Origin of the sequence: Sphaerisporangium rubeum, assembly GCF_014207705.1 — a bacterium.
GTDB lineage: Bacteria > Actinomycetota > Actinomycetes > Streptosporangiales > Streptosporangiaceae > Sphaerisporangium > Sphaerisporangium rubeum.
In genome coordinates this window covers 7,084,295-7,099,400 of record NZ_JACHIU010000001.1, presented here as the reverse complement: position 1 = coordinate 7,099,400, position 15,106 = coordinate 7,084,295, and the positions used below count along the sequence as shown (strand labels likewise).

Sequence of the window (15,106 nt, the reverse complement as noted above, 5' to 3'; positions counted from 1 at the left end):
TGGAGGTTGATCCAAGCGAGGCTTGCCAGGCTTCGGTGTCGTGAAGTTGTCGACGAAACGCAGAGCGCTGGTTGTGAACGGCGTGCTGGCGGTGCTGCTGATAGGTGGCGCGGGTGTCGCGTTCGCCTCATTGACCGGCGGACCGGCGCAGGAGGCCGCGCCGCCGGCGGCCCGGGTGAGCCGGGGGAGTGTCATCGCGACGGTCTCGGCGTCCGGCGCGGTGGAGAGCGCGCGGACGCGGTCGCTGTCCTTCGGCGCCACCGGCACGGTCAAGAAGATCTACGTCGAGGCCGGGGAGAAGGTCGCCAAGGGCAAGGTGCTGGCCCGCCTGGACGACACCGCGGCCCGTGAGGCGGTGGACGCCGCCGAAGCGAGCCTGAACGCGGTGTACGACACCGACACCTCGACGGCGCAGGGCTACTCGCAGTACATCCAGGCGAGGAACGCCTACCGCGAGGCCCGGCGCACCCTGGACGGCACCGTCATCAAGGCCCCGTTCGCGGGAACCGTCACCGCGGTGAACGGCACGGTCGGCGGGGGTTCATCAGGCACCGGCACGTCGAGCACCGGCGACGCGGCGTCGTCCGGCGGCTTCATCGACATCGCCGACACCGGCAGGCTCCAGGTCGTCGGGGACTTCACCGAGTCCGACGTCACCAAGCTGAAGACCGGCGGACCCGCCACCGTGACCTTCGACGCGCTCCCAGGCGTCTCCGCCTCAGGCAAGGTCACCCGTGTCTCCCCGGTGCCGCAGACCACCGACAACGTCGTCCAGTACGCGGTCACGATCTCCCTCACCGGCGTGCCGAAGACCGTACGTCTCGGCCAGACCACCAGCGTGCAGGTCGTCGTGGCCAAGGCCGACGGCGTGCTCACCGTCCCCACGTCGGCCGTCACCACCGCAGGCGGCCAGAGCACCGTCACGGTTCTCCGGAACGGCCGGCGCGTCCCCACCCGCGTCGAGGTCGGCGTACGCGGCGACGGCACCACCGAGATAGTCTCCGGCCTCGGCGAAGGCGACCAGGTGGTGCGCACCGCCACGACCACCGACAGCGGCCGGCAGAACGGCTTCCCCGGCGGCGGGTTCCCCGGAGGCGGCGGCATTCGCGTCGGCGGCGGAGCCGGCCGGTGACCGCCGTGACCGACGCGCCGGTGCTCGACGTGCGGGCCGTCACCAAGACGTACGGCACCGGTGACACGGCTGTGCGCGCCTTGCGCGGCGTGTCCCTGACGGTGCGGCGAGGCGACTACGTGGCCATCATGGGTGCGTCCGGCTCAGGCAAGTCGACCCTGATGAACATCCTCGGCTGCCTGGACGTCCCCACCGGCGGCGGCTACCGGATCGACGGCACCGACGTCGGCGCGCTGGACGAGCGTCAGCTCGCCATCCTGCGCAACCGCAAGATCGGCTTCGTGTTCCAGTCGTTCAACCTGATCCCGAGGATGAGCGCGCTGGCGAACGTCGAGCTGCCGCTGGCGTACGGCGGGGTGGGGGCCGCGGTGCGCCGCCGCCGGGCTCTCGCCGCGCTCGGCCAGGTGGGGCTGTCCGACCGGGTGCACCACGAGCCGAACGAGCTGTCCGGCGGCCAGCAGCAGCGGGTCGCCATCGCCAGGGCCCTGGTCACCGCGCCGGCGCTGCTGCTGGCCGACGAACCGACCGGCAACCTCGACACCCACTCGACCGCCGACGTGCTGCGCATCCTGGACGACCTGAGCGCAGGTGGCCGCACCATCGTGCTCATCACCCACGAGGACGACGTGGCCGCGCACGCCGGACGCGTCATCCGCCTCGTCGACGGCGAGGTCGTCGAGGACCGCCGCCGGACCGGCGTCCCCGGAGCGGCGCGGTGAACGCGCTGGAGGTCATGCGGTTCGCCGTGCGCGGCCTGACCGCCAACAAGCTGCGCAGCGCGCTCACCACACTCGGCATCCTCATCGGTGTCGCCGCGGTCATCCTGCTGGTCGCGGTCGGCGAAGGCACCTCGCGCGCCATCCAGGAGAACATCCAGCGCCTCGGCTCCAACACCCTGACCGTGACGCAGTCCCTGTCCGGCAACGGCAGAGGCGGCGGTGGAGGTGTCTTCGCCGGTGCGGCACAGGAGCAGCAAGGCACCGGCCCCCGCACGCAGGCCAAGGACCTGAGTCTCGACGACGCCAAGGCCCTGGCCGACACCGCCGCCGCACCGTCGGTGAAGAGCGTCTCGCCGGTGGTCGCCGCGGCGGCGCAGACCCTCACCTACGAGGGTGCGAGCCACACCGTGAGCCAGTTCGTCGGCACGTACCCGAGCTACTTCGAGGCGTCGAACAAGCCGGTCGCCACGGGGTCGTACTTCTTCGAGGATGACGTGCTGAACGCGCGCAAGGTCGTCGTGATCGGCCACACCGTGGCGGAGGAACTGTTCGGCGCGGTGGACCCGGTCGGCAAGAAGATCGCTGTCGGCGGTGTGCCGTTCACCGTGCTCGGCGTGCTCAAGGAGTCAGGCTCGTCCGGTTTCCAGGACGCCGACGACGTCGCCGTCGCACCGCTGCAGGCCGTGCAGCAGAGCCTGACCGGTTTCGGACCGCTCGGACAGATCATCGTGCAGGCCAAGGACGCCGCCTCGGTCGACGCGGCGCAGGCCGAGATCACCTCGGTGCTGGACGAGCGGCACGGCATCACCGGCACCGCCGCCGCGGACTACCGCATACTCAACCAGGCGGCGCTGCAGGAGACGGTGGCCACCGCGACCGGCACGTTCACCGTTCTGCTCGGCGCGGTGGCGGCGATCAGCCTGCTGGTCGGCGGCATCGGCATCACCAACATCATGCTGGTGACGGTGACCGAGCGGACCAGGGAGATCGGCATCCGCAAGGCCATCGGCGCGCCTCGTGGCGCGATCCTCGGCCAGTTCCTCGCCGAGGCGACGATGCTCAGCCTCGTCGGCGGGATCCTCGGCGTGATCATCGCGGTGGTCGGCGCGTCGTTCACCGTCGCGGGATTCAAGCCGGTCATCGTCCCCGGTTCGATCGTGCTGGCCCTCGGGGTGTCGGTCGCCATCGGGTTGTTCTTCGGCAGTTATCCGGCCAACCGTGCCGCGAAGCTGCGTCCCATCGAGGCGCTGCGGCACGAGTGACGACAGGAGTGGGTATGGGTCTGAGCAGGCGTAAGGCGTCTGAGCCTGACGGCGGCCTGGGTGACTCGCCGTTCGGCGGCGACCTGGCGGCCGAGCTGACGCCACGGCCGCAGGCGGCGCGCACGCCGAGGCTGACGATGGTCCTCGGCGCCGGTGTGCTGCTGGTGGCCGGCATGATGATCGGCATCCAGGCGCAGAAGACGTTCGGCGGCGGTCGCGCGGCGGCGGCGCAGGCACTGCTCGCCGGCGGCGCGAGCGGCGGGCCTCTCGGGGCCGGCACACAGGGTCAGGAGGCCGGGGGCTCGGGGGCCGGCACGCAGGGCCAGGGGGCCGGGGGATTCGGCCGGCGCGGTGCGGCCCCGGGTCAGCAGGCCGGTGAGGTGACGTTCGGCACGGTGCAGCTCGTGGACGGCCGGAAGATCTACCTGCGGACCATGGCCGGCGAGACGGTGGTCGTCGCCACCACAGGCGACACCAAGGTGCGGATCACCGAGGAAGGAGCGGTCAAGGACATCAAGCCCGGCAGCGCCGTCGTCGTACAGGGAAAGCGGGGCCAGGACGGCACGGTGGCCGCCACCACGGTCGACCAGGGTGGCCTCGGCGGCCGTGGCCCCCGGAACGGTGGGTGAGCGATGACCGGAGAGGCGCGGCTGCTCGTCGTGGACGACGAGCCGAACATCCGTGAGCTGCTGTCGGCGTCCCTCAAGTACGCCGGCTTCGACGTGGTGACCGCCTCGGACGGCCGGGAGGCGGTGCAGCTCGCCGAGCGGGTGCGGCCCGATCTCGTGCTGCTGGACGTCATGCTGCCGGACATGGACGGCTTCACGGTGGCGAACCGGCTCGCCGCGTCGGGCCGGCGCGTCCCCGTGCTGTTCCTCACCGCACGCGACTCCACCGAACACAAGATCACCGGTCTTGGTCTCGGCGACGACTACGTCACCAAGCCGTTCAGCCTGGAGGAACTGCTGGCCCGCATCCGCGCCGTCCTGCGCCGCACCCGCGCCGACCTCGATCTGCCGACTCGCCTCCAGGTCGCCGACCTGGAGATGGACGAGGAAGGCCACCAGGTGTGGCGCGCGGGACAGCGGGTGAAGCTGTCCCCCACCGAGTACAAGCTGCTGCGCTACTTCATGGTCAACGCGGGCCGTGTGCTGTCCAAGACACAGATCCTCGACCACGTGTGGAACTACGACTTCGGCGGCGATCACAACGTCGTCGAGTCGTACGTCTCCTATCTCCGCCGCAAGATCGACACAGTGGACCCCCGCCTCATCCACACCCTCAGAGGAGTCGGCTACGTGCTCCGCGCACCCGCACGCCTTCCATGAGCTGATTGTCCACAGCCTGTGGACGGCCCTGCCGGACCCCTTGGGACTCCGTCGACCCCACGACGACCGCATCACGCTCACCACGACCCCATGTGCCGGCTGACATGGCCTTCCACCTGCGGAAAGTTGACAGCGGACGCTCAGGTTCGCCGAATGTTCCACGGAGATTGGTGAGGTTTGATGGAGCGTGCCGGAATCCCCGGATGTCTTGAGGAGCCGACATCATGATCAACTCGCGTGCGCTGGGTGCCGCCGCCGCGGCATCGGCCGTCCTGCTCGCCTCCGGTTGTGCCGGAGTCGCGAACGGTGCCGCCGGTGCTCCTCCGTCACCGTCACCGTCCTCGTCTCCGTCCGCGTCCGGTGACGGACGCGCCGCCTTCGCCGAGTGCATGCGCGAACACGGCGTCACCCTCCCACCCGGCCACCGGGACGGCCCCCCGACGGCACGGCCGAGCGCGCCGAGCGCCGTACCGCCAAGCGCCGCGCCGTCAGCTCCGCCGAGCGCCGCACCGCCGAGCACCACCCCTTCGGGTCCGCCGAGTGCCGCGCCGCCGGACACTCCGGGTGCCGCTCCGACGGCACGGCCGAGCGGTCCGCCGTCCTCGGCCCCTGGTGGCCCGCCGCACAGGGAAGGCAGAAGAGGCGGCTTCGGCCCCATGAGCCCTGAGCTGCGCGAGGCGCTGGAGGCGTGCCGTTCGCTGCTGCCGGAACCCGCGCGGGGACCGTGGTCGCACGGCCGCATGGACGCCGAAGCCTTCAAGGCGTTCCGCGCCTGCATGAAGGACAACGGCGCCGAGATCACCGGTGAGAACCTCCGCGACCACCACAAACGTGACGACCCCAAGGCGGCCGAGGCACTGAAGAAGTGCCGCACCCTCCTGCCGGCCCCCGGTCCGGGCCACGGAGGACCAGGAAAGCACTGGCACGACGGCCGTCGTGGACCCGGCGCACCCGGCACCAGGCCAGGTGGCCCCGGCGCCACCCCGGCCCCCGGCGCACCCGGCACGACACCAGGCGGCCCCGGAACTCCTGCGGACCCCGGCACCACTCCAGGCGGCCCCGGCCCCACCTCCGCACCCGGCGTTCCCGGCGCCACGCCGAGCCCCGCGAGCGCCGCCGCCGCGTGACCGGTGTGCCGCCTGTGTGCCTCGTTCAGGTGGCATAGTGATCGGTAGGGGTCGTTCACCTGGGGGAACGGCGCCGATCAGATGACCGGCGGATAGCTCGCGGCGGGTGGGGCATGACCGTTCGTATGGTGGGGCACAACGGGCTGCACGCGGCACTCGAAACCCTGCGACGCCGGCTCGATCACGATCTGTTCCCCCTCGCGATCGGCGACGTCGAGGCGCATCGCCGTGACCTGAGGGAGCTCAGGGGCCAGCTCGACGACTATCTGCTGCCGCGGGTCGCGGCCATGGACGCGCCGCTGCTCGCCGTGGTCGGCGGATCCACGGGGGCCGGCAAGTCCACTCTGGTCAACTCGCTGGCCCAGGCCGACATCACCGAGCCGGGGGTGCTGCGGCCGACGACGCTGGCCCCGACCCTGGTGGCCAACCCGGCGGACGAGGCGTGGTTCGGTCGGCCGAACGTCCTGCCGGGGCTCGCCAGGCGCACCGGCGGCGGACGCGGCGAACCCGGCACGCTGCGTGTCGTCACCACCGACACGCTTCCACCGGGCCTGGCCCTGCTGGACGCTCCGGACATCGACTCGGTGGTCACCGCCAACCGCGAGGTCGCGGCGCAGCTCCTCGCCGCCGCCGACCTGTGGCTGTTCGTCACGACGGCGGCCCGCTACGCCGACGAGGTCCCCTGGGGTTTCCTGCGCGTCGCCAGGGAACGCAGCACGGCCCTCGCCGTCGTGCTCGACCGGGTGCCGCCGGAGGCCAGAGGCCCGGTGACGGCCCATCTGCAGCGCCTCCTCGACGAGAACGGCCTCGCGGGGACGCCGCTGTTCCCCGTACCCGAGGTGGCTCTGCCGCACGACAACGCGCGCCTGCCGGGTGAGGCGGTCCGCGCCATCCGCGACTGGCTGTCGAGCCTCGCCGCCGACGCTCAGGCCCGCGCCGAGGTCGTCCGCCGCACCCTCGCGGGTGCGCTGGACAGCCTCGCGGTCCGGGTCCCCGCGCTCGCCGACCAGGTGGAGCGGCAGCGAGCGGGCCTCGCGGACCTGCGCCGGTCGGTCGACTCGGCGTACGGGTCGGCGATGGCCGTGTTCGACGACGGCATCAGGGACGGCTCTCTGCTCCGCGGCGAGGTGCTGACCCGGTGGCAGGACTTCATCGGCACCGGCGACTTCATGCGGTCGCTGGAGTCGCGGGTCGGCCGGTTGCGTGAACGGCTCGTGTCGGTCTTCACCGGCCGTCCCGCCTCCGACACCAGGCTCCGCGCGGCGCTGGAGTCCAGCGTGGAGGCTTTGATCCGCTCCGCGGCGGACGGCGCGGCCGAGCGCGTGCTGGAGGCGTGGTCCGGCATGCCGGCCGGCCGTGACGTCCTGGAGAAGGCCGGGGTGGTGACGGCCGGACGGCTCGGCCGTGCCTCGTCCACACTGGCGGCGCGCGCTGAGGCGGCGATCCGTGGCTGGCAGGGGTACGTCCTGGAGCTGGTCGCCAAGGAAGGCGCTGAACGGCGCACCACGGCCAGGGTCGCGTCGTTCGGCGTGAACGGCGCCGGCCTGCTGCTGATGCTGGCCGTGTTCGCCTCCACCGGCGGTCTCACCGGCATCGAGGTCGGCATCGCCGGCGGCACCAGCGTCCTCAGCCAGAAACTCCTCGAAGCCATCTTCGGCGACCAGGCCGTACGCTCCCTGACCCAGGCCGCACGTGAGGACCTGCGGCACCGCGTCGGTGTGCTGTTCGAGGAGGAGTCCGCACGCTTCACCGACCTGCTCACCGGCGTGGAGCCGCCTGCCGACACCGCGGCCGGCCTGAGAGAGGCGGCTCTGGCCGTACGGAACCGGCGCGACGAGGTGAACGGAGCCGCACCGCCGGCGCCGGTGGACGCTCCGGCCGATGCCAAGCCGGTGGACACCGGTTCGACGCCGGCCGGCAGGCAGATCGGCCCCGGACCTGCGGACGCTCCGGCCGACGCGAAACCGGCGGGTTCTCCCGCCGACTCCAAGCCGATGGACCGGTGATGAGGACGATGCGGCGGCCACGGGCCGTGTCACTGGACGATCGGCTGGAGGCGTTGGCCGAGGCCGTGGAGCTCGCCGAGGGGCGGCTGGATCCGGCGGCGGTGGCGCGAGCGCGGGCCGTGGTGGACCGGGCCGGGGTGCGGCGCGGGTTGTCGGTGGACCACACGGTGGTGGCGCTCGCGGGGGCCACAGGCAGCGGCAAGTCGTCGCTGTTCAACGCGCTGTCCGGCACGTCGCTGTCCCCGGTCGGCGTGACCCGTCCGACGACGTCCACGGCGCAGGCCGCCATGTGGGACCCCGAGGGGTCGGCCGGTCTGCTCGACTGGCTGGAGGTCCCCCGCAGGCACGAGGTCGAGTCGGGCCCCGACGCGCTGTCCGGCCTGGTGCTGCTCGACCTGCCTGACCACGACTCCATCGAGCTCGCGCACCGCCTGGAGGTGGACCGGCTGGTCGCGGTGGTCGACCTGCTCGTGTGGGTCCTCGACCCGCAGAAGTACGCCGACGCCGCCGTCCACGAGCGTTACCTGCGGCGGCTGTCACGCCACCAGGACGTCATGGTGATCGTCCTGAACCAGGCGGACCGGCTTTCCCCCGCCGCCGCCGACCGCTGCCTGTCCGACCTGCGCCGCCTGCTGGAGGAGGACGGCCTGTCCCGTGTCCCGGTGCTCGCCACCTCCGTCACCACCCGCGCCGGTGTGGACGAACTCCGCACGACCCTAGCCAAACGCGTGGCCGACCGCCGCTCCTGGTCGGCCCGGCTGGCCGCCGACGTCGGTGCCGCCGCGGACGTCCTCGCGAACGCCGGCGGCGCGGACACCACGTCCCCGGAGGCGCGAGAGGTCCTGGCGCTGCCGGACGGCCCGCGTGTGAAGGACGCCGGCGAGCTTTCCAAGGAGCTGACCGGCCAGGTGCGTCCGCTGACGGCGGCGCTGGCCGAGGCGGCCGGGGTGCCGGTGGTGGTCGCGGCGGTGGCGAAGGCGCACCGGCATCGCGCGGTGACGGCGACCGGCTGGCCGGTGACCCGGTGGGTCCGGCGCCTGCGTCCCGACCCGCTGCGGCGGCTGCGCCTCGGCGGCCCCACGGGACAGACCCCCGCGCTCACCTCGATCCCGCGCGCCGACATCGTCCAGCGTTCCCGCATGGACCTGGCGATCAGGGACACCGGAGCCGCCGCCTCGGCCGGCCTCGCCGAACCCTGGGCCACCGCCGTACGGCACTCGGCGCGGTCCCACGCGGACGAGCTGGCCGACCGCCTGGACCGCGCCGTCGCCACCACCACGGCCGGCGCCGGCCGCCGTCCCCGCTGGTGGCGCGTCGCAGGCGTCCTGCAGTGGCTGCTGTTCGCCGCCATGGTGGCAGGCGCGCTCTGGCTCGCCGGCCTGTTCTTCGTCGACTACCTGCGTCTCCCCGAGGTCCCCACCCCGACGGTCGGCGACCTTCCCCTCCCCACCACCATCCTGGCCGGCGCCGCCTTGGCCGGTCTGCTGGTGGCACTGCTGTGCCGCGTGGCCGCCGCCATCGGCGCTCGCCGCCGCGCGAGGAAGACCCGCCGCGCGCTCACCACCGCCATCGAGGCGGTGGCGCACGACCTGGTCCTCACCCCGGCCCAAGAAGAACTCTCCCGGGCCCACCGCTTCGACACTCTCCTCGCGACGGCCCGCGGCTGAGCCGGCGGGCCGTGCCAGGCGTCCTCAGGGACGGGTGTCGGGCTTGGCGGCGGGTTCGGGGTTCTGCACGGAGCTCAGACCGGCCAGCGGGTCGGGGACACCCGCGCTGAGCTGGCGCGGAGTGGCCTCGGCGTCGGCGATGGCCTCCTCGGCGGCCTTCGCGGCGGACGACGCCTCCGAGTGGGCCCTGTCCTTGCGCGGCGCCGTGTCACGGGTGGCGTCCGACGGCGGCAGCGACTCGGTGAAGGCCCGGGAGACACCCTGGAGAGCCGAGGTCACCTCGCTCGGGATCACCCAGAAGGTGTTGCCTTGACCCTTGGCCAGCTCGGGAAGCACCTGGAGGTACTGGTACGCGAGCAGCTTGGGGTCGGGGTCGTTGCGGTGCACGGCCTGGAAGACCTCGTCGATGGCCTGCGACTGACCTTCGGCACGCAGGATCGCGGCGGTCCGCTCACCTTCGGCGCGCAGGATGGAGCTCTGCTTCTCACCTTCGGCGGTGAGGATCTGCGACTGCCGTGAACCTTCGGCGGTGAGGATGGCGGCGCGCTTGTCGCGTTCGGCGCGCATCTGCTTCTCCATCGCCTCCTTGATGGTCCGCGGCGGGTCGATGGCCTTGATCTCGACCCGGTTGACCCGGATGCCCCACTTGCCGGTCGCCTCGTCCAGCACGCCGCGCAACTGGCTGTTGATGGTGTCGCGCGAGGTCAGCGTCTTCTCCAGGTCCATGCCGCCGACCACGTTACGCAGCGTGGTCACGGTGAGCTGCTCGACACCCTGGATGAAGTTGGCGATCTCGTACGCCGCGGCGCGCGGGTCGGTGACCTGGAAGTACAGCACGGTGTCGATGTCCACCACGAGGTTGTCCTCGGTGATCACCGGCTGCGGCTGGAACGACACCACCTGCTCACGCAGGTCGATGAGAGGACGTACCCGGTCGATGAACGGGATCACGAAGTTCAGGCCGGGCCCGAGGGTGCGGTGGAAACGGCCGAGCCGTTCGACGTTCCCCGCACGGGCCTGCGGCACGATGCGCACGGACCGCAGAACGATGATCACCGCCAGTATGGCGATCACGATTCCGGCGATGGCTGCGGTGTCCATTACTCACTCCCCCTGAGCTGCTCGCGCGGATAGACCAGGGCCGTCGCACCCTCGATCTCGATGACGTCCACCGTCGCGCCGGCCGGGATGACCTGCGTCTCGTCGTAGCAACGCGCGGACCACTCCTCGCCGTTGATGCGGACCCGGCCGTCATGGCCGGTGACCTCGCGGGTGACGAACGCGGACCTGCCGACGAGCGCGGATATGCCGAACCGCTGCGGCGGCGGCTGCTTGAGGTACCGCTGCGCGATGGGCCGCAGCAACACCAGGCTGGAGATCGACGACACGATGAAAACGGCGAGCTGCACCCCGACCGGCAACCCGATCGCGGCGACCACCGCTGTGAGCAGCGCCGCCGCACCGAGCAGGCCGAGGGCCGCGGTCAGGGTGAAGATCTCCGCCACCCCGAGCACCGCGGAGAGGATCAACCAGAAGATCCACGAGTCCATGCGGCCCTCCTTCAAAAAGAAGAACGCGTTACAGGCTCCGAAGGTTCCCCTGAACCAACCTGAACCCCCGCGTCAGTGACGTGAGGTGACGAACGTCTCACTGCTTCTCACCGGACCCGTTCGGGCCTGCCGGACTGTCTCACGGACCCGTACGGACCGGCTCCTCACGGACCTGTAAAGCCCGGCCGGACCGTCTCTCACGGACCCGTTCAGGCCGGCCGGACCGTCTCTCACTGACCTGTACGGGCCGGCTGGACCGTGCCGGAAACCTCCCCGAGCGCGATGCGCGTGCCGTCCGGCCCCGGAGCGGTCGCGGTGACGGTCACCGTGTCGCCGTCCTCCAGGAACGTCCGCGTGCGGCCGTCGGCGAGCTTCAGCGGCTCGGCGCCGTTCCACGTCATCTCGATGAACGACCCCCGCTGACCCGCGTCCGGCCCCGACACCGTGCCGCTCGCGAACAGGTCACCGGTGCGCAGCCGCGCGCCGTTCACCGTCATGTGGGCCAGCATCTGGTCAGGCGTCCAGTACATCTCCCGGTACGGCGGCCGCGACACCACCTCACCGTCCAGCAGCACCTCCATGGCGATGTCCAGCCCCCACCGCTCCCTGCGCCGCAGGTAGTCAAGCGGCTCGGGCTCCTGCGCGCGGCCCGGCAGCCGCGCGTGCGCGAGCGCCTCGAGCGGAGTGACCCACGCCGACATGGACGTGGCGAACGACTTGCCGAGGAACGGCCCGAGCGGCACGTACTCCCACGCTTGGATGTCCCTGGCACTCCAGTCGTTGACGAGCGCCACCCCGAACACATGCTCGGCGAAGTCCCCCGCCGGCTCCCCGAGCCCCGTCGGAGTGCCGACGACGAACCCGAGCTCCGCCTCGATGTCGAGTTTCACCGACGGCCCGAACACCGGCCGCTCACCACCGGCCGCCGGCGGTCGCTGACCCCGTGGCCGCACCACCGGCGTGCCGGACACCACGACGGTCCCCGACCGGCCGTGGTACCCCACCGGCAGGTGCCGCCAGTTCGGCTTCAACGGGTTCTCGTCCGGCCGGAACATGCGGCCGAGATTGGTGGCGTGCTCCAGCGAACAGTAGAAATCGACGTAGTCCCCGACCTCTATCGGCAGATGCATGCGCACTCGCTCAAGCGGTACCAGATGCGGTTCGAGCGCCGCGCGGTTGGCCGCCGCCTCCGGCGCCTCGGCGTCCAGCAGCCGCTGCACCCGCCGCCGCGTGTCGTGCCACGCCGTACGACCCCGCGCGATGAAGGCGTTGAGGCTGCCGCTCGCGAACACCTCGTCATGCAGCACCGGCGCCAGATCGAGCACCTGGTCACCGACCCGCACCCCCACCCGGGCCCGCTCCCCAGGCAAGGAGAACACCCCGTACGGCAGGTTCGCCGTGGTGTACCCCGAAGAGTCGGCCCCCGGCACCCACGACGACGGCCGCGCGGTGGCCGTGGCCCGGTGACCGTCCACCAGCCCCAGCGTCCGCAGATCCGCGACCGGCGTGCGCGTGTTGCACGACCCGTACGAAACGAACAGCTCCCTGGCCCGCCGTGCCGTCTCCACCGGCACCGCGCCGGCCCGCCGCGCCAGCTCGTGCCGGTCCATGCTCTCCAGCACCGGCACCGGATCGCGTCCTTCCACGGCCGCGCACACCGCGAGCAGCAGATTGAGGAACCCGTGCCGATAGGCGCCGATCGACGGATCGGGATGCCGTACGGCGTGATGCAACCCCGCGGTCGCCTTGAACGGAATGCCGTTCTCCACACAGTGGACGAAGAACCCCGCCAGCTCATGCGCCGTAGGAGTGTGATCGGCCGTCACCCCACCACAACGCACCTTCAACCCCACACCGGCCGGCACATGATGCGTCTCCCCGGCCGGCACCTCCACGAACAACCGCGCGTCCTCAGGAACCTGAACCAGCCGCACGACATCCTCGACACTGCTCCCCGCAGGCAGCCGCACCTCGATCAGCTCGACCTCGATCAGCGGCTCCCCGGCGATCACGTCGAGCCGCACCGGCTCCGGCGCGTCCAGAATGACCCCGAGCCGCACCGGCCGTATCGCCGTGGCCCGCAACTCGTCCAGTCTCCCCGCCGGACAAAGGAACCGATGCGTCAGCACCGGACTCCCTCCGTCCTCATCCTCGGCGTGCCTCCGCACCGCCGCCGACATAGGCAGCAATGACGGCGGGAACAACCCCGCGTCGTCCACCAACGACTCCAGCAGCGGCCCGACCCCACCGACCCCGCCGAACCCCGCGGCCTCTGGCATGATCATCGGGCCCACGTCCACGCATAGTCCGGATCCTCGCAGGCCAGCGCCGCGTCCCCGAGATCCAACGGCCGGAAGGTGTCCACCATCACCGCCAGCTCACTGGTGACCGTGTGCCCCTTCTCCACCGCCGCCACCGCCGCCTCGACGGCCCCCGGCTGCGGTCCGTGCGTGAACCCCGCCGGATGCAACGACACCGACCCGACGTCGATCCCCGACCCCTTACGCGCCGTGTAGTCCCCACCCACGTAGAACATGAACTCGTCGGAGTCCACGTTGTGGTGGTTGTACGGAATCGGCACCGCCTCAGGATGGAAGTCCAGCGGCCGAGGACAGAACGAGCAGATCACGAACCCCGGCCCCTCGAACGTCTGATGCACCGGCGGCGGCGCATGCGTCCGCTTAACGATCGGCTCGAAGTCGGAGATGTTGAAGGCGTACGGATACAGACACCCGTCCCACCCGACCACATCGAACGGATGATGCGCGTAGGTCAGCCGGGTCAACCCACCCCGGGTCCGCACCAGCACCGTCGTCTCCCCGTCCTCCACCAGCCACGGCTCCGACGGCACCCGCAGATCCCTCTCACAGTACGGCGCATGCTCCAGGAACTGTCCGTACTGCGACAGATACCTCCGAGGCGGCCGGATGTGCCCCGAAGCCTCGATCACCAGCCCCGTGACCGCCCCCTGAGGCACCCACCGATGAATCGTCCCGGTGGGAACGACGACATAGTCCCCCTCACCGACCTCCAGCACCCCGTAAGTGGACTCCAGCCGCGCCGACCCCGACGCGATGTAGACACACTCGTCCCCCTTGGAGTCCCGATAAAGCTCACTCGCTCGATCGGCCCCCACGTACGACATGCGGACATCCCCGTTCCCCGCCAGCGGCTGCCGCGAGGTGACCATGTCCCCCCCGACGGGAAGCCGCGAAGTCCGGAAATGCCGAGGAGAAAGCGGCATGTTCGCCGACAGCCCCACCCGAGCTCCTTCGGTGACCGCCTCCGCCTTCACGATCGCCGTAGGCAGATACCGGTGATAGAGCAAGGAGGAGTCCGAGGAGAACCCTTCCTCCCCCATCAACTCCTCCGCGTACAGCCCCCCATCAGGCTTCCGGAACTGCACATGCCGCTTCCGAGGCACCTCACCCACACTGCGGTAGTACGGCACGGCCCACTCCCTCCGTACGCATATCGGACAACGTTGTCCTCTATACGTACGATCCGCCATCCATCAGACGATGTCAACCTCGCCACCGCCATGACCTCGGCCGCCGGCTGAGCGTGGGTTCGGCGGGTGGTGGGGGTCAGGTGGCGGCGCATAATCGGATATGTGGATCACAAGGGGGGGCCGGAGTCGGCGCAGACGTTGGAGCGGGGGTTGCGGTTGTTGCGGCTGCTCGCCGATGGTCATCGGGCTCGTACGCCTACCGAGTTGGCGTTGGAGCTGGGGTTGAGCCGGCCGGTGGTGTATCGGCTGCTCACCACCTTGCAGAACGAGGGGTTCGCGCGGCGGGATGCCGAGGGGAGGGTGCATCTCGGGTTCGGGGTGTTGGCGCTGGCGCGGGCCGTGCAGCCGTTGTTGCGTGCGGCGGCGTTGCCGGCGTTGCGGCGGCTGGCCGAGGAGGCGGGGGCCACGGCGCATCTGACGGTGGCGGAGGGGGACGAAGGGCTCGCCATCGCCGTCGTCGAGCCGAGTTGGACGGACATGCATGTGGCCTATCGGGAAGGGGCCCGGCATTCGTTGTCGCGGGGAGCCGCAGGAGTGGCGATCCTGGCGGCGCGGGACGCGGCGTACGACGGGGGGTACACGGTGACGGAGGGACAACTTCAGGAAGGGGCCCGGGGGGTCGCGGCTCCGTTGACCGGGGTGCCGTGGCTGGAGGCGTCGGTGGGGATCGTGACGTTCGGCGCGCTCGACGCCGCCGCTGTCGGTCCGCGTGTGGTGGCTGTGGCGGCGGAGATCGGCGCGGCGCTCGTCTGAGTGACGCCGTGCACGGTTGAGTGGTGCGGGACCGGCTGCGCGCGGCGTGCA

At 71.3% G+C, this 15,106-nt stretch carries 14 protein-coding genes; 10 read left to right on the top strand and 4 right to left on the bottom strand.

Features of this window, described 5'->3' with window-relative positions:
• Positions 1–40 precede the first annotated feature (40 nt).
• From BJ992_RS30125 to BJ992_RS30085, 9 genes are all read left to right on the top strand, one after another.
• Positions 41–1,132, top strand: coding sequence for an efflux RND transporter periplasmic adaptor subunit (locus tag BJ992_RS30125; protein WP_184986735.1), 1,092 nt, complete (start codon positions 41–43; stop codon positions 1,130–1,132).
• Between the two features lie 5 nt (positions 1,133–1,137).
• The gene (locus BJ992_RS30120; RefSeq protein WP_343072998.1) at positions 1,138–1,851 is read left to right on the top strand and encodes an ABC transporter ATP-binding protein; all 714 of its coding nucleotides are present in this window, start codon (positions 1,138–1,140) and stop codon (positions 1,849–1,851) included.
• Positions 1,848–3,113, top strand: coding sequence for an ABC transporter permease (locus BJ992_RS30115; RefSeq protein ID WP_184986731.1), 1,266 nt, complete (start codon positions 1,848–1,850; stop codon positions 3,111–3,113). Before BJ992_RS30120 ends, BJ992_RS30115 begins: the two co-directional genes overlap by 4 nt.
• Positions 3,114–3,127: 14 nt before the next feature.
• Positions 3,128–3,742, top strand: coding sequence for a hypothetical protein (locus BJ992_RS30110; RefSeq protein ID WP_184986729.1), 615 nt, complete (start codon positions 3,128–3,130; stop codon positions 3,740–3,742).
• A gap of 3 nt (positions 3,743–3,745) precedes the next feature.
• Positions 3,746–4,441: a response regulator transcription factor gene (locus BJ992_RS30105; protein WP_184986726.1), complete on the top strand. Its 696-nt coding sequence runs from the start codon at positions 3,746–3,748 to the stop codon at positions 4,439–4,441.
• Between the two features lie 385 nt (positions 4,442–4,826).
• Entirely contained in the window at positions 4,827–5,108 is a 282-nt protein-coding gene (locus BJ992_RS30100) for a hypothetical protein (protein WP_184986724.1), read from the top strand.
• Positions 5,098–5,568 (top strand): hypothetical protein, encoded by a 471-nt coding sequence (locus tag BJ992_RS30095; protein WP_184986722.1) that lies wholly within the window; start codon positions 5,098–5,100, stop codon positions 5,566–5,568. Before BJ992_RS30100 ends, BJ992_RS30095 begins: the two co-directional genes overlap by 11 nt.
• Positions 5,569–5,681: 113 nt before the next feature.
• Complete coding sequence (locus tag BJ992_RS30090; protein ID WP_246496825.1) at positions 5,682–7,574, top strand: GTPase family protein; 1,893 nt, start codon at positions 5,682–5,684, stop codon at positions 7,572–7,574.
• Entirely contained in the window at positions 7,574–9,241 is a 1,668-nt protein-coding gene (locus tag BJ992_RS30085) for a GTPase (protein WP_184986720.1), read from the top strand. Before BJ992_RS30090 ends, BJ992_RS30085 begins: the two co-directional genes overlap by 1 nt.
• A 24-nt stretch (positions 9,242–9,265) precedes the next feature.
• Here the strand turns inward: BJ992_RS30085 and BJ992_RS30080 are convergent, their stop codons facing one another.
• The 4 genes from BJ992_RS30080 to BJ992_RS30065 all read right to left on the bottom strand — a co-directional run bounded on the left by BJ992_RS30080 (position 9,266) and on the right by BJ992_RS30065 (position 14,242).
• Positions 9,266–10,342: an SPFH domain-containing protein gene (locus BJ992_RS30080; RefSeq protein WP_184986718.1), complete on the bottom strand. Its 1,077-nt coding sequence runs from the start codon at positions 10,340–10,342 to the stop codon at positions 9,266–9,268.
• Positions 10,342–10,791 (bottom strand): NfeD family protein, encoded by a 450-nt coding sequence (locus BJ992_RS30075; protein WP_184986716.1) that lies wholly within the window; start codon positions 10,789–10,791, stop codon positions 10,342–10,344. Before BJ992_RS30075 ends, BJ992_RS30080 begins: the two co-directional genes overlap by 1 nt.
• A 230-nt stretch (positions 10,792–11,021) precedes the next feature.
• Complete coding sequence (gene fahA / locus BJ992_RS30070) at positions 11,022–12,221, bottom strand: fumarylacetoacetase (protein ID WP_343072997.1); 1,200 nt, start codon at positions 12,219–12,221, stop codon at positions 11,022–11,024.
• An 851-nt stretch (positions 12,222–13,072) separates the two neighbouring features.
• Positions 13,073–14,242 carry a homogentisate 1,2-dioxygenase domain-containing protein gene (locus tag BJ992_RS30065; protein ID WP_184986714.1) on the bottom strand — a complete coding sequence of 390 codons (1,170 nt, stop codon included), beginning with the start codon at positions 14,240–14,242 and terminating at the stop codon, positions 13,073–13,075.
• Between the two features lie 162 nt (positions 14,243–14,404).
• Here BJ992_RS30065 and BJ992_RS30060 point away from each other — a divergent pair, with 162 nt between their 5' ends.
• Positions 14,405–15,055, top strand: coding sequence for a helix-turn-helix domain-containing protein (locus BJ992_RS30060; protein ID WP_343072934.1), 651 nt, complete (start codon positions 14,405–14,407; stop codon positions 15,053–15,055).
• The last annotated feature ends 51 nt before the right edge of the window (positions 15,056–15,106 follow it).